22 protein-coding genes and 3 pseudogenes are annotated in these 23,651 nt (G+C 60.6%); 11 read left to right on the top strand and 14 right to left on the bottom strand.

What is annotated here, in order from left to right:
• Positions 1–82 precede the first annotated feature (82 nt).
• The 9 genes and pseudogenes from AB4O25_RS25185 to pdeM all read left to right on the top strand — a co-directional run bounded on the left by AB4O25_RS25185 (position 83) and on the right by pdeM (position 10,325).
• Positions 83–1,087 (top strand): ligase-associated DNA damage response exonuclease, encoded by a 1,005-nt coding sequence (locus AB4O25_RS25185; RefSeq protein WP_065877149.1) that lies wholly within the window; start codon positions 83–85, stop codon positions 1,085–1,087.
• Positions 1,084–2,717: pseudogene (locus AB4O25_RS25180) on the top strand (ATP-dependent DNA ligase). The gene AB4O25_RS25185 and the pseudogene AB4O25_RS25180 overlap by 4 nt, the downstream one beginning before the upstream one ends.
• A 239-nt stretch (positions 2,718–2,956) precedes the next feature.
• A complete protein-coding gene (locus AB4O25_RS25175) occupies positions 2,957–3,736 on the top strand; it encodes a transporter substrate-binding domain-containing protein (RefSeq protein WP_460150116.1) in 780 nt (259 codons plus the stop codon).
• 57 nt (positions 3,737–3,793) lie between these two features.
• Positions 3,794–4,522 carry an ABC transporter permease gene (locus tag AB4O25_RS25170; protein WP_003172331.1) on the top strand — a complete coding sequence of 243 codons (729 nt, stop codon included), beginning with the start codon at positions 3,794–3,796 and terminating at the stop codon, positions 4,520–4,522.
• A complete protein-coding gene (locus tag AB4O25_RS25165; protein ID WP_017529666.1) occupies positions 4,519–5,229 on the top strand; it encodes an ABC transporter permease in 711 nt (236 codons plus the stop codon). Before AB4O25_RS25170 ends, AB4O25_RS25165 begins: the two co-directional genes overlap by 4 nt.
• 9 nt (positions 5,230–5,238) lie before the next feature.
• Positions 5,239–6,358 (top strand): annotated as a pseudogene (locus tag AB4O25_RS25160) (succinylglutamate desuccinylase/aspartoacylase family protein).
• A gap of 13 nt (positions 6,359–6,371) precedes the next feature.
• On the top strand, positions 6,372–7,136 hold the full coding sequence (locus tag AB4O25_RS25155; RefSeq protein WP_460150115.1) for an ABC transporter ATP-binding protein: 765 nt from the start codon (positions 6,372–6,374) through the stop codon (positions 7,134–7,136).
• A gap of 58 nt (positions 7,137–7,194) precedes the next feature.
• Positions 7,195–9,675: a ligase-associated DNA damage response DEXH box helicase gene (locus AB4O25_RS25150; RefSeq protein WP_460150114.1), complete on the top strand. Its 2,481-nt coding sequence runs from the start codon at positions 7,195–7,197 to the stop codon at positions 9,673–9,675.
• On the top strand, positions 9,675–10,325 hold the full coding sequence (gene pdeM, locus AB4O25_RS25145; protein ID WP_460150113.1) for a ligase-associated DNA damage response endonuclease PdeM: 651 nt from the start codon (positions 9,675–9,677) through the stop codon (positions 10,323–10,325). Before AB4O25_RS25150 ends, pdeM begins: the two co-directional genes overlap by 1 nt.
• A 24-nt stretch (positions 10,326–10,349) precedes the next feature.
• Here pdeM and AB4O25_RS25140 read toward each other — a convergent pair whose 3' ends face one another.
• Entirely contained in the window at positions 10,350–10,547 is a 198-nt protein-coding gene (locus AB4O25_RS25140; RefSeq protein WP_017529671.1) for a hypothetical protein, read from the bottom strand.
• Positions 10,548–10,654: 107 nt separating this feature from the next.
• Positions 10,655–11,221: a dCTP deaminase gene (gene dcd / locus AB4O25_RS25135; RefSeq protein ID WP_003189215.1), complete on the bottom strand. Its 567-nt coding sequence runs from the start codon at positions 11,219–11,221 to the stop codon at positions 10,655–10,657.
• A 390-nt stretch (positions 11,222–11,611) separates the two neighbouring features.
• Here dcd and AB4O25_RS25130 point away from each other — a divergent pair, with 390 nt between their 5' ends.
• Positions 11,612–11,821, top strand: coding sequence for a cold-shock protein (locus AB4O25_RS25130; protein WP_002554837.1), 210 nt, complete (start codon positions 11,612–11,614; stop codon positions 11,819–11,821).
• 211 nt (positions 11,822–12,032) lie between these two features.
• Here the strand turns inward: AB4O25_RS25130 and rpoS are convergent, their stop codons facing one another.
• The 8 genes and pseudogenes from rpoS to AB4O25_RS25090 all read right to left on the bottom strand — a co-directional run bounded on the left by rpoS (position 12,033) and on the right by AB4O25_RS25090 (position 19,151).
• A complete protein-coding gene (gene rpoS, locus AB4O25_RS25125; protein WP_460150112.1) occupies positions 12,033–13,037 on the bottom strand; it encodes an RNA polymerase sigma factor RpoS in 1,005 nt (334 codons plus the stop codon).
• Between the two features lie 105 nt (positions 13,038–13,142).
• Positions 13,143–13,979, bottom strand: a complete 837-nt coding sequence (locus AB4O25_RS25120) for a peptidoglycan DD-metalloendopeptidase family protein (protein ID WP_017529673.1) — start codon at positions 13,977–13,979, stop codon at positions 13,143–13,145.
• Positions 13,980–14,186: 207 nt separating this feature from the next.
• Positions 14,187–14,822 (bottom strand): protein-L-isoaspartate(D-aspartate) O-methyltransferase, encoded by a 636-nt coding sequence (locus tag AB4O25_RS25115; protein WP_169865481.1) that lies wholly within the window; start codon positions 14,820–14,822, stop codon positions 14,187–14,189.
• Positions 14,823–14,863: 41 nt separating this feature from the next.
• A pseudogene (gene surE, locus AB4O25_RS25110) lies at positions 14,864–15,614 on the bottom strand (5'/3'-nucleotidase SurE).
• Entirely contained in the window at positions 15,602–16,660 is a 1,059-nt protein-coding gene (truD, locus tag AB4O25_RS25105) for a tRNA pseudouridine(13) synthase TruD (RefSeq protein ID WP_017529676.1), read from the bottom strand. The pseudogene surE and the gene truD overlap by 13 nt, the downstream one beginning before the upstream one ends.
• A complete protein-coding gene (gene ispF, locus AB4O25_RS25100) occupies positions 16,657–17,130 on the bottom strand; it encodes a 2-C-methyl-D-erythritol 2,4-cyclodiphosphate synthase (protein WP_460150111.1) in 474 nt (157 codons plus the stop codon). Before ispF ends, truD begins: the two co-directional genes overlap by 4 nt.
• 54 nt (positions 17,131–17,184) lie before the next feature.
• Positions 17,185–18,030, bottom strand: a complete 846-nt coding sequence (gene fghA / locus AB4O25_RS25095) for an S-formylglutathione hydrolase (protein ID WP_017529677.1) — start codon at positions 18,028–18,030, stop codon at positions 17,185–17,187.
• An 8-nt stretch (positions 18,031–18,038) separates the two neighbouring features.
• A complete protein-coding gene (locus AB4O25_RS25090; RefSeq protein ID WP_017529678.1) occupies positions 18,039–19,151 on the bottom strand; it encodes an S-(hydroxymethyl)glutathione dehydrogenase/class III alcohol dehydrogenase in 1,113 nt (370 codons plus the stop codon).
• Positions 19,152–19,256: 105 nt separating this feature from the next.
• Here AB4O25_RS25090 and AB4O25_RS25085 point away from each other — a divergent pair, with 105 nt between their 5' ends.
• The gene (locus AB4O25_RS25085; RefSeq protein ID WP_017529679.1) at positions 19,257–20,156 is read left to right on the top strand and encodes a LysR substrate-binding domain-containing protein; all 900 of its coding nucleotides are present in this window, start codon (positions 19,257–19,259) and stop codon (positions 20,154–20,156) included.
• A 35-nt stretch (positions 20,157–20,191) separates the two neighbouring features.
• Here AB4O25_RS25085 and ispD read toward each other — a convergent pair whose 3' ends face one another.
• The 4 genes from ispD to kdsA form a co-directional block, all read right to left on the bottom strand.
• Positions 20,192–20,899 carry a 2-C-methyl-D-erythritol 4-phosphate cytidylyltransferase gene (gene ispD, locus AB4O25_RS25080; protein WP_017529680.1) on the bottom strand — a complete coding sequence of 236 codons (708 nt, stop codon included), beginning with the start codon at positions 20,897–20,899 and terminating at the stop codon, positions 20,192–20,194.
• Positions 20,896–21,174, bottom strand: coding sequence for a cell division protein FtsB (gene ftsB, locus AB4O25_RS25075; RefSeq protein ID WP_003172294.1), 279 nt, complete (start codon positions 21,172–21,174; stop codon positions 20,896–20,898). The genes ispD and ftsB overlap by 4 nt, the downstream gene beginning before the upstream one ends.
• A 183-nt stretch (positions 21,175–21,357) precedes the next feature.
• On the bottom strand, positions 21,358–22,647 hold the full coding sequence (eno, locus tag AB4O25_RS25070) for a phosphopyruvate hydratase (RefSeq protein WP_017529681.1): 1,290 nt from the start codon (positions 22,645–22,647) through the stop codon (positions 21,358–21,360).
• 157 nt (positions 22,648–22,804) lie between these two features.
• Positions 22,805–23,650, bottom strand: a complete 846-nt coding sequence (gene kdsA, locus AB4O25_RS25065; RefSeq protein ID WP_065877156.1) for a 3-deoxy-8-phosphooctulonate synthase — start codon at positions 23,648–23,650, stop codon at positions 22,805–22,807.
• Between the last annotated feature and the right edge of the window lies 1 nt (position 23,651).

The following is a 23,651-nucleotide window of genomic DNA, read 5'->3' as shown; positions in this document are numbered from 1 at the left end:
CATTGGGATCCCATGCATTCAGATAGAACTTCCGTGTCCGGCCTCATCTCATAAGTAACAAGCCCACCTCCCCGGTCACCCCATGGACCTCGTCATCGCCCGCCCCGAAGGCCTCTATTGCCCCGCCGCAGATGTCTACATCGACCCCTGGCGCCCGGTGGAACGCGCGGTCATCACCCACGCCCACGGCGATCACGCCCGTACCGGCAACGAGCATTACCTGGCGGCGGCCCCCGGCGAAGGCATCCTGCGCTCACGTCTGGGCCAGGACATCAACCTGCAAACCCTGGCCTACGGTGAAAAACTGCTGCATCACGGCGTCACCCTGAGTTTCCACCCCGCCGGGCATGTACTCGGCTCGGCGCAGGTGCGCCTGGAATACCAGGGCGAAGTCTGGGTCGCGTCCGGCGACTACAAGGTCGAACCCGATGGCACCTGCGCGCCTTTCGAACCGGTGCGTTGCCACACCTTTATCACCGAGTCGACCTTTGGCCTGCCGATCTACCGCTGGCAGCCCCAGGCGCAGATCTTCGCCGGGATCAATGACTGGTGGCAGGCGAACATCGCGGCCGGCAAGGCCAGCGTGCTGTTCTGCTATTCCTTCGGCAAGGCGCAGCGCATCCTGCACGGCATCGATGCCGGCATCGGCCCGATCCTCAGCCACGGCGCGGTCGAACCCTTGAACCGGGTGTACCGCGAGGCCGGCGTCTATATCCCCGAAACCCTCTATGCCGGTGATTTCAAAAAGACCGACCCCTTGCTGCGCCAAGCCCTGATCATTGCCCCGCCCTCCGCCGGCGGCAGCAGTTGGATACGCCGCTTCGGCGATTACAGTGATGCGTTCGCCAGCGGCTGGATGCGCCTGCGGGGCACACGGCGGCGGCGTGGCGTGGACCGTGGCTTTGTGCTGTCCGATCACGCCGATTGGCCGGGCCTGTTGTGGGCTATCGAACAAACCGGCGCAGAGCGGGTGATGGTCACCCACGGTTCTGTAGGCGTATTGGTGCGGCACCTGCGGGAAAAAGGCCTGGACGCCCAGGGGTTCAGCACTGAATACGGCGATGACGAAGAGGAAGCCAGCGCATGAAGGCCTTCGCCGAACTGTACGCCAACCTCGACGCCACCACGTCCAGTAACGCCAAGCTCGCGGCGTTGCAGGCTTACCTGCGGCAAGCCCCCGCGCAAGATGCTGCATGGGCCGTGTACTTCCTGGCGGGCGGGCGCCCCCGGCAATTGGTACCGACACGCCTGCTGCGCGACATGGCCAGCGAAGCCTCGGGCATCGAGCCGTGGTTGTTCGAGGAAAGCTACCAAGCGGTGGGGGATTTGGCCGAGACAATTTCCCTGCTGCTGCCAGAATCGACCTACACCTCAGAAGACGGCCTGGCCGTGTGGCTGGAAGAAAAACTCCTACCCTTGCGCGGCCTGTCTCCCCAGGACCTGGCCGCACGTTTGCCGACTTTGTGGGCACAACTGGATCAACCCAGCCTGATGGTGTGCATCAAATTGATCACCGGCAGCTTTCGCGTCGGCGTGTCCAAACTGTTGGTCACCCGCGCCCTCGCCGCCTTGGCCGAGCTGGACAGCAAGCGCGTGGCCCAGCGTTTGGTCGGCTACACCGACCTGTCCAACCGGCCCACGCCTGAGGGTTACCTCAAGCTGATCGCCGCCGAATCGTCTGACGAACATGCGCAACGCGGTGGGCAGCCTTATCCGTTTTTTCTCGCCCATGCCCTATCGCAACCGGTGGAGCAGTTTGAGGCGCTGCTCGGCTCACCCGCCGACTGGCAGGTGGAATGGAAGTGGGATGGCATCCGCGCGCAATTGGTCAAGCGCGAAGGCCGGTTGTGGGTCTGGTCGCGGGGCGAGGAGCTGGTAACCGAACGCTTCCCCGAACTCCACAGCCTGGTGAGTGGCTTGCCCGATGGCACGGTGATCGACGGCGAAATCGTGGTGTGGAAGGACTCGGTGCAACCCTTTGCACTGTTGCAGCAGCGTATCGGCCGCAAAACCCTGAGCAAAAAGTCCTCGAAGAGGCGCCGGTCGCGGTGCTCGCCTACGACCTGCTGGAGTATCAGGGCTGCGACTGGCGCAACCAGCCCCAAGCCGAACGTCGCGCCCGACTGGAACAGGTGATTGCCCAGTGCAACCAGCCCGTCTTGCAGCCCTCGCCTGTATTGACGGGCGCGACCTGGGAGGAACTGGCCCAGCAACGCGAAGCCTCGCGCAGCCTTGGCGTGGAAGGCATGATGCTCAAGGACCGCAACGGCCTTTACGGCGTGGGCCGCACTAAGGACATGGGCTTGTGGTGGAAGTGGAAAGTCGACCCGTTCAGCGTCGATGCGGTGTTGATCTACGCCCAACGCGGGCATGGTCGGCGCGCCAGTTTATACAGCGACTACACCTTCGCCGTGTGGGACGGCCCGCCCGGCAGCGAGCGCAGCCTGGTGCCGTTCGCCAAGGCGTATAGCGGGCTGACCGACGAAGAAATGCGCAAGGTCGACGCCATTGTGCGCAAAACCACGGTGGAAAAATTCGGCCCGGTCAGCAGCGTGACGCCGAGCATGGTGTTTGAGCTGGGGTTTGAAGGTATTGCCTTGTCCAAGCGCCACAAAAGCGGGATTGCGGTGCGCTTTCCGAGGATGCTGCGCTGGCGCCAGGATAAGGCCGTGGATGAGGCGGATAATTTGGCCACCCTACAAGACCTATTGGCCTGACGCAGAACCCTGGTGGGAGCCCCCTCCCACACGCCCCGAAAAAGTGCACTCAATTTTCAATGCCCATTTTCGGGCACCTCCTACACTCCAAACTTCCTAGTCCTACCTTTTAAAACGAGTATTCGGAAACAAATCCGGAACTATGGTGCAGAAATTGCTACCAGTGATCCGTCTGACACCGTTCAGTAACAGTCCTACACGCGCCACAAGCGCTTATCTTGGTTTCCAGGGATTACATAATGAAAAAAGCATTGCTGACCCTTTCTGCACTGGCACTGTGCATGGCCGCAGGTTCCGCCTTGGCCAAGGAATACAAGGAATTGCGTTTTGGTGTCGATCCGTCCTACGCGCCGTTTGAATCCAAAGCCGCCGACGGCAGCCTGGTGGGCTTCGATATCGACCTGGGCAATGCCATCTGCGCTGAGCTGAAAGTGAAGTGCAAGTGGGTCGAAAGTGACTTCGACGGCATGATTCCGGGCCTGAAAGCCAACAAGTTTGACGGTGTGATTTCGTCCATGACCGTGACCCCGGCGCGCGAAAAGGCCATCGACTTCTCCAATGAACTGTTCTCCGGCCCCACGTCGCTGGTGTTCAAGAAAGGCGCGGGTTACTCCACCCCTGAATCGCTCAAGGGCAAATCCGTGGGCTATGAGCAAGGCACCATTCAGGAAGCCTACGCCAAGGCTGTGCTGGACAAGGCCGGTGTGACCACCAAGGCCTACGCCAACCAGGACCAGGTTTACGCTGACCTGACGTCCGGCCGCCTCGACGCGTCCGTGCAGGACATGCTGCAAGCCGAACTGGGTTTTTTGAAGTCGCCAGCCGGTGCCGGCTACGAAGTGAGTGCGGCCATTGACGACCCGCTGCTGCCATCGAAAACCGCAGTCGGTATCAAAAAAGGTAACACTGAACTCAAGGCGCTTTTGGATAAAGGTATCAAAGCGTTACACGATGATGGCACCTACGCCACTATCCAGAAGAAACACTTTGGCGATCTGAACCTGTACAGCGGCAAGTAATGCCCGGGGCGCCCCTCCTCTGGAGGGGCGCTTTTTTATCGCCATAGGTCCTGATTTATGTTCGAAGATCTGTTGCAAACCCTCGGGCTGAGCGCGTTCAGCTTGAAGGGTTTCGGCCCGCTGTTGCTGCAAGGCACCTGGATGACCCTTAAGTTGTCGGTGCTGTCCCTGGCCGTCAGCGTATTGCTGGGCCTGCTCGGCGCCAGCGCCAAACTGTCCAGCCTGCCCTTCCTGCGCATTCCCGCCCAGCTCTACACCACGCTGATTCGCGGGGTGCCCGACCTGGTCCTGATGCTGCTGATTTTCTACAGCCTGCAAACCTGGCTCACCGGTCTTACCGACTTTATGGAATGGGAATACATCGAGATCGACCCATTCAGCGCCGGGGTCATCACCCTGGGCTTCATCTATGGTGCCTATTTCACCGAGACGTTTCGCGGCGCGATCCTGGCCGTCCCCCGTGGTCAGTTGGAAGCCGCCACCGCGTATGGCCTCAAGCGCGGCCAGCGGTTTCGCTATGTGACCTTCCCACAGATGATGCGCTTTGCCCTGCCCGGCATCGGCAATAACTGGATGGTGATGCTCAAGGCCACCGCGCTGGTGTCGATCATCGGCCTGGCCGACCTGGTCAAAGCCGCCCAGGACGCGGGCAAAAGCACCTATCAGCTGTTCTATTTCCTGGTCCTCGCCGCGCTGATCTACTTGCTGATCACCAGCGCCTCCAACTTTGTCTTGCGCCGTCTTGAACGCCGCTACTCCGCGGGCGCCCGGGAGGCCGTGCGATGATCGAACTCTTGCAGGAATACTGGCGCCCGTTCCTTTATAGCGACGGCCAACACATCACCGGCCTGGCCATGACCCTGTGGTTGCTCAGCGCCGCGCTGGTGATCGGCTTTCTGGTGTCGATCCCGTTGTCCATTGCCCGCGTGTCGCACAAGCGGCTGGTGCGTTGGCCGGTGCAGTTCTATACCTACCTGTTTCGCGGCACGCCCCTCTATATACAGCTGCTGATTTGCTACACCGGCATCTACAGCATCGCCGCCGTGCGCGCCCAACCGGTGCTGGATGCGTTCTTTCGCGATGCGATGAACTGCACGATCCTGGCGTTCGCCCTCAACACCTGCGCCTATACCACGGAGATTTTCGCCGGGGCGATCCGCAGCATGGCCCACGGCGAAGTCGAGGCGGCCAAAGCCTACGGCCTTAGCGGCTGGAAGCTGTACGCCTACGTGATCATGCCCTCGGCCCTGCGCCGCTCGTTGCCTTACTACAGTAACGAAGTGATCCTGATGCTGCATTCGACCACCGTGGCGTTTACCGCGACGATCCCGGACATTCTCAAAGTCGCGCGGGACGCCAACTCGGCCACCTTCATGACCTTTCAATCGTTCGGCATCGCGGCGCTGATCTACCTGGCCGTGACCTTCGCCCTGGTCGGCCTGTTTCGGCTGGCGGAGCGGCGCTGGCTGGCCTTCCTCGGGCCGAGCCACTAAGGAGATCCTATGCGTCATCAGGTGCATGAACTGATCGCGCCGGTGCCAGGTACCGCGCGGCAGATTCACAGCTTCCACTTCGGCCCTGCCCAGGCCGAAGGCAAGGTTTATATCCAGTCATCGCTGCATGCCGATGAGTTGCCGGGCATGTTGGTGGCCTGGCACTTGAAGGTGCGCCTGGCCGAGCTGGAAGCGGCCGGGCGATTGTCGAGCGAGATCGTACTGGTGCCCATCGCCAACCCGGCGGGCCTGGAACAGGTGCTGATGGACACGCCGCTGGGCCGCTACGAGCTGGAAAGCGGGCAGAACTTCAACCGCCTGTTTGTCGACCTCGGCGAAGCCGTCGGCGATCGGGTCGAGGCATTGCTCGGCGATGATGCGCAACACAATGCCCGGCTGATCCGCGCGGCATTGAGCACCGCCCTGGCCGAGCAACACGCCGCGACCCAATTGCAGTCCCAGCGCTTGGTGTTGCAACGCCTGGCCTGCGAGGCCGACATGGTGCTGGACCTGCATTGCGACTTCGAAGCCGTGGCCCACCTGTACACCACCCCCGAAGCCTGGCCGCAGGTGGAGCCGTTGGCGCGCTATATCGGCTCGGAGGCCAACTTGCTGGCCACCGATTCCGGTGGGCAGTCCTTCGACGAATGTTTCACCCTGGTGTGGTGGCAGTTGCAACAACGCTTCGGCGAGCGCTTCCCGATTCCCATGGGCAGCTTTTCGGTGACCGTCGAACTGCGCGGCCAGGGCGATGTGAACCACGGCCTGGCCCGCCTCGATTGCCAGGCGATCATCGACTACCTGATCCACTTCGGCGCCATTACCGGCGACCCGGCGCCACTGCCCGCGCTGCCCTACCCGGCCACCCCGCTGGCCGGCGTCGAGCCGGTGGCCACGCCGGTGGGCGGCTTGCTGGTGTTCAGCGCCCTGCCCGGTGAATACCTGGAGGCCGGGCAACTGATCGCCGAAATCATCGACCCCATTACCGACCGCGTAACGCCCGTGCACTGCCGGAGACGCAGGCCTGCTTTACGCCCGTTCGCTACGCCGCATGGCCACTGCCGGAATGGTCATCGGCCATGTCGCCGGGACCCAGGCTTACCGTAGCGGCTATCTACTTTCGCCTTGAGGATGCACGCCCCATGTACAAATTGACCGTTGAAGGCCTGCATAAAAGCTATGGCGACAATGAGGTGCTCAAAGGTGTCTCGCTCAAGGCCAAGACCGGTGACGTGATCAGCCTGATCGGCGCCAGCGGATCGGGCAAGAGTACCTTTTTACGCTGCATCAACTTTTTGGAAACCCCCAATGACGGCGCCATGACGCTGGACGGCCAGCAGATCCGCATGGTCAGCGACCGCCACGGCATGCGCGTGGCCGACGAAGCCGAGCTGCAGCGCCTGCGCACGCGACTGGCGATGGTATTCCAGCACTTCAACCTGTGGAGTCACATGAGCGTGCTGGAAAACATCATCATGGCCCCGCGCCGGGTGCTGGGCTGCAACAAGAAGGACGCCGAAGACCGTGCCCGTCGTTACCTCGACAAAGTCGGCCTGCCGGCGCGAGTGGCCGATCAATACCCGGCGTTTCTCTCCGGCGGCCAGCAGCAACGGGTGGCCATTGCTCGTGCATTGGCGATGGAGCCCGAGGTCATGCTGTTCGACGAACCGACCTCCGCGCTGGACCCGGAACTGGTGGGTGAAGTGCTGAAGGTGATCCAGGGCCTGGCCGAAGAGGGTCGCACCATGATCATGGTCACCCACGAGATGAGCTTTGCGCGCAAGGTGTCGAGCCAGGTGCTGTTCCTGCACAAGGGCCTGGTGGAGGAGCAAGGGGCGCCGGAAGACGTGTTGGGTAATCCGAAAAGCGAACGCCTGCAACAATTTCTGAGTGGCAATTTGAAGTAAACCTTTGCGGTGCCTGGAGGGTCTGTGGCAATAGACCCTTCGGAATGTCAGCCGCCGTATGGCAAAACCCACCGACTTCGCCAAGCAATGGTTTGCCGCCAAAGGCTGGAAGCCGTTCGCCTTTCAAAAAGACGTGTGGGCGGCGGTCAAGCACGGCCAGTCCGGGTTACTGCATGCCAGCACCGGCGCCGGCAAAACCTATGCGCTGTGGTTCGCCGCACTCAATCGCTTGGCCATCACCCGCGTGCCCGTTGCCGGTAAACGCAAACCAACCGCCGAACCGCTGACGGTGTTGTGGATCACGCCCATGCGTGCGCTGGCGGCCGACACCGCGCGCGCCCTGCAAGCGCCGCTTGAAGCCTTGCAGATTCCCTGGAGCGTCGGCCTGCGCACAGGTGACACCAGCAGCAGCGAGCGCGCCCGTCAGACGCGTCGCCAGCCGAGCGCACTGGTCACCACGCCCGAAAGCCTCACGCTGATGCTGGCCCGCGCCGACAGCGAGGTGAGCCTGGCGCACCTGCGCATGGTCGTCGTGGATGAATGGCATGAATTGATCGGCAACAAGCGTGGCGTGCAGTTGCAATTGGCATTGGCGCGGTTGCGACGTTGGCATCCGGGGTTGATGGTATGGGGGATCTCGGCGACCCTGGGTAACCAGGCCCACGCGCTAGAGGTCTTAGTCCCACAGGGCGGTGGGGTCAATGTGCAGGGGCAAACGGCCAAACAGCTGACAGTCGACACCTTATTGCCACCGATTGCCGAGCGTTTTCCCTGGGCTGGGCATATCGGCTTGAAGATGCTGCCGCAAGTCGTGGCGCAGGTGGACGGGAGCCGCAGTTGCCTGGTGTTTACCAATACCCGGGCACAGTCGGAAATCTGGTACCAGGCGCTATTGGAGGCGCGGCCGGATTGGGCCGGCGTGATTGCCCTGCACCATGGTTCGCTCTCGCGGGAAACCCGTGACTGGGTGGAGCGGGCCTTGAAAGACGGGCAACTCAAAGCCGTGGTATGCACATCCAGCCTGGATTTGGGGGTGGATTTTCTGCCGGTGGAGCGGGTGTTGCAGATCGGTTCAGCCAAAGGCGTGGCGCGCCTGATGCAACGCGCGGGGCGCTCCGGCCATGCACCGGGGCGGCCGTCACGGGTGACGCTGGTGCCCACACACAGCCTGGAATTGGTGGAAGCGGCGGCAGCCCAGGACGCGATTGCCGCGCGACGCATCGAAGCCCGCGAATCACCCTACAAGCCGCTGGATGTGCTCGTACAGCACTTGGTCAGCATGGCGCTGGGGGGTGGTTTTACGCCGGATGCGCTGCTGGAGGAAGTGCGCGGTGCCTGGGCTTATCGCGACCTCACCGACGCCGATTGGGCCTGGGCCCTGGGGTTTGTGCGCCATGGCGGCCTGTCGCTGACGGCTTATCCGGATTACCGCCGCGTGGAACCCGATGAGCACGGCGTGTGGCGCGTCCCCGACGCACGACTGGCGCGGCGCCATCGCATGAGCGTCGGCACCATTGTCAGCGATGCGAGCATCCAGTTGAAGTTCTGGAGCAAAGGCGGCGGCGGCAAGAACCTGGGTAGCGTCGAAGAAGGTTTTATCGCGCGGCTCAAGCCCGGTGATGGCTTCCTGTTCGCCGGGCGCTTGTTGGAACTGGTGCGCGTGGAAAACATGACCGCCTATGTGCGCCGCAGCACCGTCAAGAAAGCCGCCGTGCCGCGCTGGAATGGCGGGCGGATGCCGCTTTCCAACGAACTGGCCCAAGCCGTGGTGGAGCGCTTCGAAGCGGCGGCGCGCGGGCATTTCGAAGGCCCGGAGATGCAAGCGGTGCAACCCTTGTTGCAAACGCAGTTGCGCTGGTCGGGCTTGCCCACACGCGAGCATCTGCTGGCCGAAGCGTTGACATCGCGGGAGGGGTGGCACCTGTTCCTCTACCCGTTCGCCGGGCGGCAAGTGCACGTGGGGCTGGCAAGCCTGCTGGCGTGGCGGGTCGGCCAGGTGCAACCGGTGACCTTCTCCATTGCGGTCAACGATTACGGCCTGGAGCTGTTGAGTGCCACGGCGGTGGAGTGGCCGGTTGTGTTGAACAACGCGCTGCTGAGCCCGAAAAACTTGCTCGCGGACGTGGCGGCCAGCCTGAATGCCGGGGAACTGGCCTTGCGCCGCTTTCGCGAAATCGCGCGGATTGCCGGGCTGGTATTTGCTGGCTACCCGGGCGCGCCGAAAAGTACCCGGCAAGTGCAGGCGTCCAGCGGTTTGTTCTTTGAAGTGTTCAAGCAATATGACCCGCAGAACCTGTTGCTGGCCCAAGCTGGAGAAGAAGTCCTACGTGATGAGTTGGACATTCGTCGGCTGGAAGAGACCTTATCTCGTCTGTCTGCGCTGAAACTGGACTTACACGTCATCGAGCGCGCTACGCCGCTGGCCTTCCCGCTGTTGGTGGAGCGGATGCGCGAGAGCATGAGTTCGGAAAAGCTGTCGGAGCGCATCGCGCGGATGGTCAAGGACCTGGAGAAAGTCGCGGATAACGGGAAACGTTGATGCATTGCTCAGTGACGCTTGAGGGTGAAGAACTTTGGCTGCTGGCGGATAAGGCGGTGTATTGGCCTGCGCGCCAATGCCTGCTGATCGCCGATGCGCATTTCGGCAAGGCGTCTGCCTATCGCAGCCTGGGGCAACCGGTACCGCAAGGCACTACCACCGAGAATTTGCGGCGATTGGACCGGCTGCTGGCGACTTATCCCTGCCAACAGCTGATCTTTCTGGGTGACTTTCTGCACGGCCCCGGCTCCCATGCCAGCGGCACCCTGGGCGCGCTCGATGCCTGGCGGGCGCGCCATCGCGACCTGCCCATGACCCTGATCCGCGGCAATCACGATAAACGCGCGGGCGATCCACCTGCCGGCTTGAGGATCGAGGTGGTGGCCGAGCCGCTGCTGCTCGGCCCTTTCGCCCTGCAACACGAACCGCACGCCCATGCCAGCCATCATGTGCTGGCGGGGCATGCGCATCCGGCGTATCGCCTGCGCGGCAAGGGGCACCAACGTTTGCGCCTGCCGTGCTTTCAGTTGGGTACGCGGGTCAGTTTGCTGCCGGCGTTTGGAGCGTTTACCGGCGGATACGCGGTGGAGCAGGACGATGATCACCGAATTTTCGTGATCGGCGACCAGCAGGTCTGGCCAGTACACTGAAAGCCCCCACTGGCCATCCAGGTATCAGGCAACAGGCGCGGGTGGCGGCTCGTCCGGAAGGGTCGGCTCACCAGGTTCGGCAGGCTGCGGGTAATCCGGCTCGGGTTGGCCGGGGATGCCGCCCGCATAAGTGGGGTCGGCCATCAGGGACCAGGCCAGAACACCAATCTGGTTGGGTTCAAGCCGGGCAAGTTCTGCGCTGATTCGCGGGTTGATTTTCATAAGGCACTCCTCAAGCGTGGCTCGGCGCGCTTTACACGCGCCGAGGCAGTACACCCAATAGAGTCACTTTCTGCAGACTAATTCCCTTTGTGCGTAGGACCTTTCGATCAAGCGCGCGGCAAGGTGACGCCGCGCTGGCCCTGATACTTGCCGGCACGGTCTTTGTAGGACACTTCACAAGCCTCATCGGACTGCAGGAACAGCATCTGAGCCACGCCTTCATTGGCGTAGATCTTCGCCGGCAGCGTGGTGGTGTTGGAGAACTCCAGGGTTACATGACCTTCCCACTCGGGCTCAAGCGGTGTCACGTTAACGATGATGCCGCAGCGCGCGTAGGTGCTTTTGCCCAGGCAAATGGTCAGCACGTCGCGGGGAATACGGAAGAACTCCACAGTGCGCGCCAGGGCGAAAGAGTTTGGCGGGATGATGCACACGTCACTCTTGACGTCGACGAAGCTCTTTTCGTCGAAGTTTTTCGGATCGACGATCGCCGAATTGATATTGGTGAACACCTTGAATTCATCGGCGCAACGCACATCGTAGCCGTAGCTGGAAACCCCGTACGAAATCACACGCTCGTCGCCTTCGCCACGAATCTGGCGCTCGACAAACGGCTCGATCATGCCGTGCTCTTGCGCCATGCGGCGAATCCACTTGTCCGATTTGATGCTCATGGCGGGTGTCCTGAATAGCGAGGTGGAAAAATTCTGTGTGGCATCTTACCGGGGCAGACGTTGGGGTTCAAAGGCCGTGGGGGTTTTCTTGATGAATGCCCTGCCCGGCATAGGCCGCAGCCCGCGGGGGCCGGTACCCGGACGACGGTGCCCGGCGACCGTAAATACCACCGCCAGTCACGAAATTAGAGAAACCTTCGGAAATACCATTGGCACGTTCCGGAAAAACGGTTAAGGTGGCGTCACTGTGTTGCTTGTGTCACTGAGAATCTCTACACGATATGTTGAATTTCGATCCAACCATCTCCAAGAATTTTTCCTGCTCTTTGCACTCAGTCTCGGCCAGGGCTTTTCCTGAGTCGCAGTTAACTTTGTTCAAGGAGTTACACCATGTCTAATCGCCAAACTGGTACCGTTAAGTGGTTCAACGATGAAAAAGGCTTCGGCTTCATCACTCCACAATCCGGTGACGACCTGTTCGTTCACTTCAAAGCTATCCAATCCGACGGCTTCAAAAGCCTGAAAGAAGGCCAACAGGTTTCTTTCATCGCTACCCGCGGTCAGAAAGGCATGCAAGCTGAAGAAGTTCAAGTTATCTAACTTGTACTGACTTAGTCGAAAAGACCCCGCCCTTAAAAGCGGGGTTTTTTTATGCCTGGATTTTTTTGAAATACCCGAACAAACGCCAGGCATAAAAAATGTGAGAGGGGGCTTGCTCCCGATAGCGGTGAATCAGTCAATGCATCCATTGACTGTCACTCAACAATCGGGAGCAAGCCCCCTCTCACATTCAAGCTTTCAGGCTGCGTCGTTATTGAAACAACGACTCACTCGACAAGCCGTTCTTCTCCAGGATCTCACGCAAGCGCTTGAGCCCTTCGACCTGGATCTGCCGCACCCGCTCACGGGTCAGGCCGATCTCCAGGCCTACGTCCTCCAGGGTACTGCTCTCATGGCCACGCAGGCCGAAGCGGCGAATCACCACCTCGCGCTGCTTGTCCGTAAGCTCAGACAACCACTGGTCAATGCTTTGCGACAGATCATCGTCCTGCAACAGTTCGCAAGGATCCGTAGGGCGATCATCCGTCAGGGTGTCCAGCAGGGTTTTGTCCGAGTCCGGACCCAGCGAGACATCGACCGAAGACACGCGCTCGTTCAGACCGAGCATGCGCTTGACCTCACCCACCGGTTTTTCCAGCAGGTTGGCAATTTCTTCGGGCGAGGGTTCATGATCGAGTTTTTGAGTCAGCTCACGCGCTGCCCGCAGGTAGACGTTCAGCTCTTTGACCACATGGATCGGCAACCGAATGGTACGGGTCTGATTCATGATCGCCCGTTCGATGGTCTGGCGAATCCACCAAGTGGCATAGGTTGAAAAGCGAAAGCCCCGCTCAGGGTCGAACTTCTCCACCGCCCGGATCAGGCCCAGGTTGCCCTCCTCGATCAGGTCCAACAGGGACAACCCACGATTGACGTAGCGTCGGGCGATTTTCACCACCAGGCGCAGGTTGCTTTCAATCATGCGTTTGCGCCCAGCCGGATCACCCTTTTGCGATAAACGCGCAAAATGGACTTCTTCTTCGGGAGTGAGCAGAGGGGAAAAGCCGATTTCATTGAGGTACAACTGGGTCGCGTCGAGCGCCCGTGTGTAATCAATGTACTTATGTTGCTTTAACGCGGTGGAGTTCTTGGATTTGGTGCGAACTGAAGGTGTTACAGGTCCCTCATTCGACATCGATTCCATAGCGATACCGGTCTCCATAAGGAGAACCTCATCGTCGATGTCAAACTCCGGCGCTTCTTTACTGAGAGCCATTGTTATAGTCCTTTGGTGAGTTCGACCTCAAGCTCAAGCGACGCCTTTATCCTTGGCAACGCTGGAGCCTGTTCCTTCTACGTAAGGAACAGGCTGTGCAACACATCAACGACGGGGTAGGAATTGCAGCGGATCTACAGGCTTCCCTTGACGGCGAATCTCAAAGTGCAGTTTCACCCGGTCCGTACCAGTTGACCCCATTTCGGCAATTGTCTGTCCGACTTTGACCTGTTGCCCCTCCCGAACCAAAAGCCTGCGGTTATGACCGTAGGCACTGACGTAGGTATCGCTGTGTTTGATGATGACCAGCTCGCCGTAGCCCCGCAAACCACTCCCGGCGTACACCACTGTCCCATCAGACGCAGCTAAAACAGGCTGTCCCAAATCCCCGGCGATATCAATGCCTTTATTCAAACTACCGTTTGAAGAGAATTTTCCAATCAACACTCCATTTGAGGGCCATCCCCAACCGGTCGGCGCAGGCCCCGCAGGTGGCAGCGGCGCGGGTGCCGGCTTGCTTGCAGGCGTCGCCGCAACCGTGCCGGCAGGCCTTGTAAAGACGGTGGTTTTGCTCGAAGACGACGGCGAAGATCCGGTGTTTGTCACAACTGCCGTGGGCGTTGAGCCGGTGCGGCCGTCAAAGCGAATCGTCTGACCCGGATGAATCGTGTAGGGCACAGGAATGTTGTTACGGGCTGCAAGCGCCTTGTAGTCCCAACCGTAACGAAAGGCGATCGAGAACAATGTATCGCCCTTGCGCACCACGTACTGGCCGGTGGTGACCGTCGGCTTTTGTGGGGCGGCATTATTACGATCGACGACCCGCGCGCCACTGCTTGGCGAGCTGGAACAGCCTACCAACAAGGAACCGAAGACAAGGCCAAGCACCAGTCGCTGAAAACTTGTTTTACCCATACGCTGCGCAAGACCTGTGAGACTCACCCGCCGCTCCCTTTGTGGTGGCTGAACATGTATGCCTGTATCAGGCTTGAAATATGTCGCAAGTATAACTGGGCATTGAAGTTTTACCGGCACACGACTGAAACGAATCATCCAGCGTGTTGAATCGCTGCGCCCATCATGTTGACTTGATAGACCCCGCTGTAAGACACATCCACACCAGCAGAATTCACTGTCGGCAAAAATTGATCAGGCCAGCGGGCCGTTGAGCAACGGAACAAAGCGCACGGCCCCCAGCACGTGCCGAGAGAACCCCTCTTCTTCACGCACAATAAGCATCAATTGTTGCACTTCACCGGAGCCCACCGGGATGACCAGGCGCCCACCGGGGGCCAACTGGTCGAGCAACGCCTGCGGTACGTCGGTGGCCACGGCGGTGACGATGATGCCGTTGTATGGCGCCAGCGCCGGCCAGCCTTCCCAGCCATCGCCCCAGCGGAACACCACGTTGCGCAGGTTGAGCTCAACCAGACGCTCCTTGGCGCGATCCTGCAACACCTTGATGCGCTCCACCGAGAACACCCGCTCCACCAACTGCGACAGTACCGCGGTCTGATAGCCGGAGCCGGTGCCGATCTCCAGCACCTTATCCAGCGGCCCCGCCGCCAACAGCAGCTCGCTCATGCGCGCAACCATGTAGGGCTGGGAGATGGTCTGGTTATGGCCGATGGGTAACGCCGTGTCTTCATAGGCGCGATGGGCCAAGGCCTCATCGACGAAAAGATGGCGCGGCGTGCGGCGGATCACTTCCAGCACCTGGGCGTTGGACAGGCCTTCTTCGTACAGGCGCTGGATCAAACGCTCACGGGTACGCTGGGAAGTCATCCCGATACCGCGACGCAGCAGGTCGTCTTGTTCACGAGCCATCAGCGCAGCCCCTCCAGCCAGCCATCGAGACCACGGAAGGCATCACTGAAAGTGCGATCGAGTTGCAACGGGGTAATCGACACATAACCTTGCATCACCGCATGAAAGTCCGTGCCCTCGCCACCGTCTTCGGCGTCGCCCGCGGCAGCGATCCAATACCCTTCCTTGCCGCGCGGGTCGACCACTTTCAGCGGGGCCGCTGCCCGGGCGCGATGGCCCAGGCGTGTCAGCTGGATGCCGCGAATGTGGTCGAGGGGCAAATTGGGGATATTGACGTTGAGCACCGTGCGCGGCGGCAAGTCCAGGGACCCGTGGGCCTCCACCAGCTTGCGCGCGAAATAGGCGGCGGTGGGCAGGTTGTCGAGTTGGCGCGACGCCAGGGAAAACGCGAACGAGGTACGGCCTAGGAAGCGCCCTTCAAGAGCTGCCGCCACGGTGCCGGAATACAGCACGTCATCGCCCAGGTTGGCGCCGAGGTTGATACCCGACACCACCAGGTCCGGTTCCCGGTCCAACAGGGTGTTGATCGCCAGGGTGTACGCAGTCGGTAGGGGTACCGTTTACGCTGATAAAGCCATTGGCCAGAACCTGCGGATGCAGGGGACGGTCGAGCGTCAGCGAACTGCCGGCGCCGCTCTTGTCCTGGTCGGGGGCAACCACCACGCACTCGGCGTAATCCGCCAGCGCAGCATGAAGCGCGGCAAGACCGGGTGCGGTGGCACCGTCATCGTTTGATATCAGAATACGCATGGGCTGTCCGTCTGCCCCACCGGCACCAGATCAACAAGCTCGCGCACCAAGACAGTGGCGAAGCATCCGGCCGGCAGGACGAATTCCAATTGCAGAATGTCAGGCCCGGGATAATGCCACGTCAACCCGCCAATGGGCAGCCGCAGAATGCGACGTTCCTGGCTCATGCCGGCATTCACCAGCCAATCACGCAGATCGGCTTCGCTTGCGGCGATCGCCTGCTCAAGTTCATGGGTCGCGCCGGTTGCGGGCGAATCGCCCTCCCCCCACTGCGGCCCGGTCGGGTGCAGGTCCAGGATTGCCAGGCGCGGGTCGCTGCATTCAGCTTCGCCAGCCGGGAAAAAACTGCGGCTGTCGGTAAATGCCAGCAAGTCGCCAACCTGGGCCCGTTGCCACGAACCGTCGGCCACGCGTGCGGCCAGCACCTTATTAAAGAGAAAACTGCGCGCGGTGGACAACAGTCGCGAACGCACATTGCGCTGTTCGGGCAAAGCCTTGCGAGCGGCCCACTCACGGGCGTCAACCACGTTACCGCCGTTATGGCCAAAACGCTGGGCGCCGAAGTAATTGGGGATGCCGTGTTGTGCAATCTGTTGCAAGCGTGCGTCGATGGCGGCGGTATCGCCGGCCAACTGGGTCAGGCGCAGGGTGAAACCATTGGCCGAATGCGCGCCCCGTTGCAGCTTGCGCCTGTGGCGAGCGGTTTTAAGGATCTTGAGAGTGTCGTTTTCGGCACCCTTCATGTCCGGGTCAGCCTTGCCCGGCAACTGCACGCTGAACCACTGGCGGGTCAGCGCCTGGCGATCCTTGAGCCCCGCATAGCTGACGGTGCGCAACGGCACGCCGGCGGCCTTGGCGATACGGCGCGCGGCTTCCTCGGTGTTGAGGCCACGTTTTTCCACCCATAACCACAGGTGCTCGCCGTCGCCGGTCAGGGGGATATCCAGCACTTCGTCCACTTGGAAATCTTCAGCGGTGGCCTTCAGGACGGCGCTGCCCAAGGCTTCGCCATAGGCTCGCGGGCCCAACAGTTGCAGATCATTCATGCGCGCAGCAACAAGGCGACGGAGTGCACCGCGATGCCCTCTTCACGACCGGTAAACCCGAGCTTTTCGGTGGTGGTGGCTTTCACGCTCACTTGATCCAATTCAATTTGCAGGTCTGCGGCAATCAGTGCGCGCATCGATTCGATATGGGGCGCCATTTTCGGGGCCTGGGCCACGATGGTGTTGTCGACGTTGCCGACCTTCCAGCCCTTGGCATGGATCAGGCCGACCACATGCCGCAGCAACACCCGGCTGTCCGCGCCCTTGAACGTCGGGTCGGTATCCGGAAAGTGCTTGCCGATATCCCCCAACGCCGCCGCGCCGAGCAAGGCATCGCTCAAGGCATGCAACACAACGTCGCCGTCGGAATGAGCCAGCAACCCGTGGTGGTGCGCAATGCGCACGCCGCCCAGGGTGATGAAATCGCCTTCAGCGAAACGGTGCACATCGTAGCCGTGGCCAATACGCATAAAAAAACGCCCCGATTTTATTCAGGGCGTGATTCTACCTACTTTTGCCGCACATTAACCGAGCAAAGCACGGCCATGGTGCCGCAAATGGTCTTCGATGAAGCTCGCGATGAAGAAGTAGCTGTGGTCATAGCCCGGTTGCAGGCGCAGTTCGAGCGGATGCCCGGCTGCCTTGGCCGCCTGCTGCAAGGCTTCAGGCTTGAGCTGCACCGCGAGGAAATCGTCGCGGTCGCCCTGGTCCACCAGCAGCGGCAGCTTTTGCGAGGCTTCGCTGATCAGTACGCAGGCGTCCCATTCACGCCACTTCGAGCGCTCGTCGCCCAGGTAACGGGAGAAGGCTTTCTGGCCCCAAGGGCAATCCATCGGGTTGTTGATCGGCGAAAACGCCGACACCGACAGGTAACGCCCCGGGTTACGCAAGGCACACACCAATGCACCGTGGCCGCCCATGGAGTGGCCACTGATACCGCGTTTGTCCGACGCCGGGAAATGCGCTTCAACCAATGCCGGCAATTCCTGCACCACGTAGTCATGCATCCGATAGTGCTTAGCCCAAGGTTCCTGGGTGGCATTCAGATAAAAGCCCGCGCCCAGGCCGAAGTCCCAGGCGTTGTCCGGGTCACCCGGCACACCGGGCCCGCGCGGGCTGGTGTCCGGCGCGACGATGATCAGCCCCAGCTCGGCGGCCATGCGTTGGGCGCCGGCCTTCTGCATGAAGTTTTCATCGGTGCAGGTCAACCCGGACAGCCAGTACAGCACCGGCAGCTTGCCGCCCTGCTCCGCTTGCGGCGGCAGGTAGACGGCAAAGGTCATGTCGCAACCGAGCACATCCGAGTGATGCTTGTAACGTTTATGCCAGCCGCCGAAGCTCTTCTGGCACGACAGGTTTTCCAGACTCATGGCCGACCTCAGAAATGGATGACGGTGCGAATGCTCTTGCCTTCATGCATCAGGTCGAACGCTTTGTTGATGTCTTCCAGGCCCATGGTGTGGGTAATGAAAGTATCCAGCGGGATCTCGCCGGTCTGAGCCATCTCCACGTAGCTTGGCAATTCGGTACGGCCGCGCACGCCGCCGAAGGCCGAACCGCGCCAGACGCGCCCCGTCACCAGCTGGAATGGACGGGTGGCGATTTCCTGGCCGGCCCCGGCCACGCCAATGATTACCGACTCGCCCCAACCTTTATGGCAGCACTCGAGGGCGGCGCGCATCAGTTGCACATTGCCGATGCACTCAAAGGAGAAGTCGACGCCACCGTCGGTCAAATCGACAATCACGTCCTGGATCGGGCGGTCATAGTCTTTTGGGTTGATGCAGTCGGTGGCACCCAATTGCTTGGCGATTTCAAACTTGGCCGGGTTGATATCGATGGCGATGATGCGACCGGCCTTGGCCTTGACCGCGCCGATCACCGCCGACAAGCCGATACCGCCGAGACCGAAGATCGCCACCGTGTCGCCCGGCTTGACCTTGGCGGTATTGATTACCGCGCCAATACCAGTGGTGACGCCGCAACCCAGCAGGCAGACTTTTTCCAGCGGGGCTTCTTTAGGAATTTTCGCCACGGAAATTTCCGGCAGTACGGTGTATTCGGAGAAGGTCGAAGTCCCCATGTAATGGAAAATCGGCTGACCCTTGTAGGAAAAACGCGTAGTGCCATCCGGCATCAAGCCCTTGCCCTGAGTGGCACGAATGGCCTGGCACAGGTTGGTCTTGCCCGACAGGCAGAATTTACATTTGCCGCATTCAGGGGTGTACAGCGGGATCACGTGATCGCCGACGGCCACCGAGGTCACGCCTTCGCCGACGGCTTCAACCACCGCACCGCCTTCATGGCCCAGGATCGATGGGAAAATACCTTCCGGGTCAGCGCCCGACAGGGTATAGGCGTCGGTGTGGCATACGCCGGAAGCCACCACGCGCAGCAGCACTTCGCCAGCCTTGGGCATGGCGACCTCCACTTCCACGATCTCCAGCGGTTTTTTGGCTTCAAAGGCGACAGCGGCGCGTGACTTGATCATCCGGTTTTCTCCAGGCACTGAAAATTGAGAAGAGCAGTGTAAAACATGGCTCAGTGATTAATAATCCAGCACAAAGCAAAACATTATTGCTGTACAGGGATAATCATGACGCAGGAAAACCGCTGGGAAGGCATCGACGAGTTCGTCGCCGTGGCTGAGTGCAGCCAATTCACGGCGGCAGCCGAGCGTCTGGGCGTGTCGTCATCCCATATCAGCCGACAGGTCGCACGCCTGGAAGAGCGATTGCAAACCCGTTTGCTGTATCGCAGTACCCGCAAAGTCACCCTGACCGAAGCCGGGCAAACGTTCCTGCAACATTGCCAGCGCCTGCAAGACGGCCGCGAAGAAGCGCTGCGCGCGGTGGGCGACCTGGCCAGCGAACCCAAAGGCATGTTGCGCATGACCTGCGCAGTGGCTTATGGCGAACGCTTCATCGTGCCGCTGGTGACGCGGTTCATGGGGCTTTATCCGCAGTTGCGGGTGGATATCGAACTGAGCAATCGCCAGCTCGACCTGGTACACGAAGGCTTGGACCTGGCGATTCGCCTGGGGCGTCTTTCTGATTCAAGGATGGTCGCCAGCCGCCTGGCGCCCCGACGCATGTATTTGTGCGCATCGCCGTCCTATCTGGAACGGTACGGGCGCCCGCATAGCTTGTCGGAACTGAGTCGGCATAACTGCCTGATCGGCAGTTCGGATATCTGGCAACTGGCTCAGGATGGGCGCGAATTTTCCCAGCGAGTACAGGGAAACTGGCGCTGCAACAGTGGGCAAGCGGTGCTGGATGCGGCGCTGCAGGGGGTGGGGTTGTGCCAGTTACCGGACTATTACGTGCTGCAACATTTGCACAGCGGGGCGTTGGTGTCGTTGCTGGAGGCCCACCAGCCGCCGAACACGGCAGTGTGGGCGTTGTATCCGCAACAGCGGCATTTGTCGCCGAAGGTCAGGAAGTTGGTGGATTTTTTGAAGGAAGGGTTGGCTGGGCGGCCGGAGTACAGCGGGTGATTATTCGGTGTTTGCGCTGGACACGGTTTAACCGACTAGCGCCGATTCGCCCACCGCAACCTAAGCCACTCAAGATCCTCCGGTCGGGTCACCTTGATATTGTCCGAGCGCCCTTCGATCAGGCGCGGCGCCTGGCCGGACCACTCCATCGCCGAGGCTTCGTCGGTGATGACTGCGTCGGCCACCAGGCTGTCGGCCAATGCGCGGTGCAAGGCACCGAGGCGGAACATTTGCGGTGTGTAGGCTTGCCAGATCAAGCGGCGGTCGACGGTTTCCACCACCCGACCGTGCCTGTCGACGCGTTTAAGGGTGTCGCGAGCCGGTACGGCCAGCAGGCCACCGACAGGATCATCGGCCAGCTCGCGTAACAGTTTGTCGAGATCATCGCGGCTCAAATTCGGCCGGGCAGCATCATGCACCAACACCCAGTCATCATCACTGGCGCCCAAGGCGTTCAACTGCAGCAATGCATTGAGCACCGACCCCGAGCGCTCTGAACCACCGTCCGCACGCTGGATACGGGGGTCGACAGAACAGGCCAGCGTGGGCCAATAGGGATCATCAGAAGCCAGACTGACCACCAGCCCCTTGAGGTCTGGGTGATCAAGGAAACAGCCAAGGCTGTGTTCAAGAATAGTGCGGCCACCCAACTGCAAATACTGCTTGGGACGGTCCGCGGCCATACGGGCACCGACGCCCGCGGCAGGAATCACGGCCCAGAAGGCCGGCAAACACTGACTCATTGGGCCAACTGGTAGAGGGTTTCGCCCTCCTTGACCATGCCCAATTCATGGCGAGCCCGCTCTTCAACGGTCTCCGTACCTTTTTTCAACTCAAGCACTTCGGCATCAAGGACGCGGTTGCGCTCCAACAGGCGTTCGTTTTCGGCGTGCTGGTCGGCAATTTGCTGGGTCAGGTCTTTTACCTGCGCAAAGCTGCCATTACCCACCCACAGGCGGTACTGCAGGCCAGCCAGCAACAAGAGCAAGACGAGGAACAACCAATTGGGACTGCGCATCGAATATCGGGTATCCAGTGAAAAAAGACAGCCATGCATCACTTTTGAAGCAACTGATAGCACGAAGCCTGGAAGAACCAGGCTTGTGCTTGATAGCCATCAGATTAACGCCGAAATGTTCACTATCGTGAACTTTCCGACGCAATCCGCTGACTTTTACCACGCCCTACCAACCAGTAGCGATCAACCGCGAAACTCGCCGCGACCGTTGTACTTCGCCTTGCCGGCCAATTGCTCTTCGATACGCAGCAATTGGTTGTACTTGGAAACACGATCGGAACGGCACAGGGAACCGGTCTTGATCTGGCCCGCCGAGGTGCCCACGGCCAGGTCGGCAATGGTCGAATCTTCGGTTTCGCCCGAGCGGTGGGAGATCACGGCGGTGTAGCCCGCAGCCTTGGCCATCTGGATGGCTTCCAGGGTTTCGGTCAGGGTGCCGATCTGGTTGAACTTGATGAGGATCGAGTTGGCGATCTTTTTATCGATGCCTTCTTTGAGGATCTTGGTGTTAGTCACGAACAGGTCGTCGCCCACCAATTGGACTTTTTCGCCGATTTTGTCGGTGAGGATCTTCCAGCCATCCCAGTCGGACTCGTCCAGGCCGTCTTCGATCGAAATGATCGGATAGCGCTGGGTCAGGCCCTTGAGGTACTCAGCGAAGCCTTCGGAGTTGAACACCTGGCCTTCACCGGACAGGTTGTACTTGCCGTCTTCATAGAACTCGCTGGCTGCGCAGTCCAGGGCCAGGGTCACGTCGGTGCCCAGCGTGTAGCCAGCGTTGGCCACGGCTTCGGAAATGACTTTCAGCGCATCTTCGTTGGACGCCAGGTTCGGCGCGAAACCACCTTCGTCACCTACGGCGGTGCTCAGGCCACGGGCCTTCAGTACGGCCTTGAGGTGATGGAAAATCTCGGTGCCCATGCGCAGGCCTTCGGAGAAGGACTTGGCGCCAACCGGCTGCACCATGAATTCCTGGATATCGACGTTGTTATCGGCGTGCTCGCCACCGTTGATGATGTTCATCATCGGCACGGGCATCGAGTAAACACCCGGCGTGCCGTTCAGGTTGGCAATGTGCGCGTACAGCGGCAGGTCCTGATCCTGGGCGGCAGCCTTGGCGGCAGCCAGGGACACGGCGAGGATGGCGTTGGCGCCCAGGCTGCCTTTGTTTTCAGTGCCGTCGAGCTTGATCATCGCGTGGTCCAGGGCTTTCTGGTCCAGCGGGTCTTTGCCCAGCAGCAGGTCACGGATCGGGCCATTGATGTTGGCTACAGCCTTGAGGACACCCTTGCCCAGGTAACGGCTCTTGTCGCCATCACGCAGTTCCAGCGCTTCGCGCGAACCTGTGGAAGCACCGGATGGCGCGCAGGCGCTGCCGATGATGCCGTTATCGAGAAGCACGTCGGCTTCGACGGTGGGGTTGCCACGGGAGTCGAGAACTTCACGACCTTTGATGTCGACGATTTTTGCCATTGTTGTAAACACTCCAAAGTTGACGAAAACGACGCAGCTGAAGGGAAACTTTTGACCGACCGCAAGGGTGGAACAACGGGGCAGGCTTGCAGGCGACAAGGCTCAGGCCCGACGGCCTGAGCAGAAAGCGTGGGAAAGTCTACCGGAGAAACGCCGCTTACGCGGTCTCTACCGTCGGAAAACTCTTGACCAGTTCGTCCAACTGCTTGAGCTGGGCCAGGAATGGCTCCAGCTTGTCCAGGCGCAGAGCGCAGGGGCCGTCGCATTTGGCGTTGTCCGGATCCGGGTGGGCTTCCAGGAACAGGCCAGCCAGGGACTGGCTGAGACCCGCCTTGGCCAGGTCCAGCACCTGGGCGCGGCGACCACCAGCGGAGTCTGCACGACCACCGGGCATTTGCAGCGCGTGGGTCACGTCGAAGAACACCGGGTATTCGAACTGCTTCATGATGCCGAAACCGAGCATGTCCACCACGAGGTTGTTGTAGCCGAAGCTCGAACCCCGCTCGCAGAGAATCAACTGGTCGTTACCCGCTTCCACGCACTTGTTCAGGATGTGTTTCATCTCCTGAGGCGCAAGGAACTGGGCTTTCTTGATATTGATCACGGCGCCGGTCTTGGCCATCGCCACGACCAGGTCGGTCTGGCGCGACAGGAAGGCCGGCAGCTGGATGATGTCGCACACCTCGGCGACCACGGCAGCCTGTTCAGGCTCGTGGACGTCGGTGATGATCGGCACGCCGAAGGCTTGCTTGATGTCCTGGAAGATCCGCATGCCTTCTTCAAGGCCCGGGCCGCGATAGGAGGTCACGGACGAACGGTTGGCCTTGTCGAAGCTGGCCTTGAACACATAAGGGATACCCAGTTTCTCGGTAACCTTGACGTACTCTTCGCAGACCTGCATCGCCATGTCGCGGCTTTCCAGCACGTTCATGCCGCCGAACAGCACCATGGGCTTGTCGTTGGCGATCTCGATGTCGCCTACGCGAATGATCTTCTGGGCCATC

This window comes from Pseudomonas sp. S3_A03, assembly GCF_054668275.1.
Note: the sequence above shows the minus strand (reverse complement) of the source record. Positions and strands in the feature narration are given on the sequence as shown.

Excerpts from the sequence above, each read along its gene's own strand:
- AB4O25_RS25185 (WP_065877149.1), top strand. The coding sequence starts at position 83 with ATGGACCTCGTCATCGCCCGCCCCGAAGGCCTCTATTGCCCCGCCGCA.
- AB4O25_RS25170 (WP_003172331.1), top strand. The coding sequence starts at position 3,794 with ATGTTCGAAGATCTGTTGCAAACCCTCGGGCTGAGCGCGTTCAGCTTG.
- pdeM (WP_460150113.1), top strand. The coding sequence starts at position 9,675 with ATGCATTGCTCAGTGACGCTTGAGGGTGAAGAACTTTGGCTGCTGGCG.
- ispD (WP_017529680.1), bottom strand. The coding sequence starts at position 20,899 with ATGAGTCAGTGTTTGCCGGCCTTCTGGGCCGTGATTCCTGCCGCGGGC.
- dcd (WP_003189215.1), bottom strand. The coding sequence starts at position 11,221 with ATGAGCATCAAATCGGACAAGTGGATTCGCCGCATGGCGCAAGAGCAC.
- ftsB (WP_003172294.1), bottom strand. The coding sequence starts at position 21,174 with ATGCGCAGTCCCAATTGGTTGTTCCTCGTCTTGCTCTTGTTGCTGGCT.
- AB4O25_RS25140 (WP_017529671.1), bottom strand. The coding sequence starts at position 10,547 with ATGAAAATCAACCCGCGAATCAGCGCAGAACTTGCCCGGCTTGAACCC.
- fghA (WP_017529677.1), bottom strand. The coding sequence starts at position 18,030 with ATGAGTCTGGAAAACCTGTCGTGCCAGAAGAGCTTCGGCGGCTGGCAT.
- truD (WP_017529676.1), bottom strand. The coding sequence starts at position 16,660 with ATGAATGATCTGCAACTGTTGGGCCCGCGAGCCTATGGCGAAGCCTTG.
- AB4O25_RS25130 (WP_002554837.1), top strand. The coding sequence starts at position 11,612 with ATGTCTAATCGCCAAACTGGTACCGTTAAGTGGTTCAACGATGAAAAA.
- AB4O25_RS25085 (WP_017529679.1), top strand. The coding sequence starts at position 19,257 with ATGACGCAGGAAAACCGCTGGGAAGGCATCGACGAGTTCGTCGCCGTG.
- AB4O25_RS25155 (WP_460150115.1), top strand. The coding sequence starts at position 6,372 with ATGTACAAATTGACCGTTGAAGGCCTGCATAAAAGCTATGGCGACAAT.
- AB4O25_RS25150 (WP_460150114.1), top strand. The coding sequence starts at position 7,195 with ATGGCAAAACCCACCGACTTCGCCAAGCAATGGTTTGCCGCCAAAGGC.
- AB4O25_RS25175 (WP_460150116.1), top strand. The coding sequence starts at position 2,957 with ATGAAAAAAGCATTGCTGACCCTTTCTGCACTGGCACTGTGCATGGCC.
- kdsA (WP_065877156.1), bottom strand. The coding sequence starts at position 23,650 with ATGGCCCAGAAGATCATTCGCGTAGGCGACATCGAGATCGCCAACGAC.
- ispF (WP_460150111.1), bottom strand. The coding sequence starts at position 17,130 with ATGCGTATTGGCCACGGCTACGATGTGCACCGTTTCGCTGAAGGCGAT.
- eno (WP_017529681.1), bottom strand. The coding sequence starts at position 22,647 with ATGGCAAAAATCGTCGACATCAAAGGTCGTGAAGTTCTCGACTCCCGT.
- AB4O25_RS25165 (WP_017529666.1), top strand. The coding sequence starts at position 4,519 with ATGATCGAACTCTTGCAGGAATACTGGCGCCCGTTCCTTTATAGCGAC.
- rpoS (WP_460150112.1), bottom strand. The coding sequence starts at position 13,037 with ATGGCTCTCAGTAAAGAAGCGCCGGAGTTTGACATCGACGATGAGGTT.
- AB4O25_RS25115 (WP_169865481.1), bottom strand. The coding sequence starts at position 14,822 with ATGACTTCCCAGCGTACCCGTGAGCGTTTGATCCAGCGCCTGTACGAA.
- AB4O25_RS25090 (WP_017529678.1), bottom strand. The coding sequence starts at position 19,151 with ATGATCAAGTCACGCGCCGCTGTCGCCTTTGAAGCCAAAAAACCGCTG.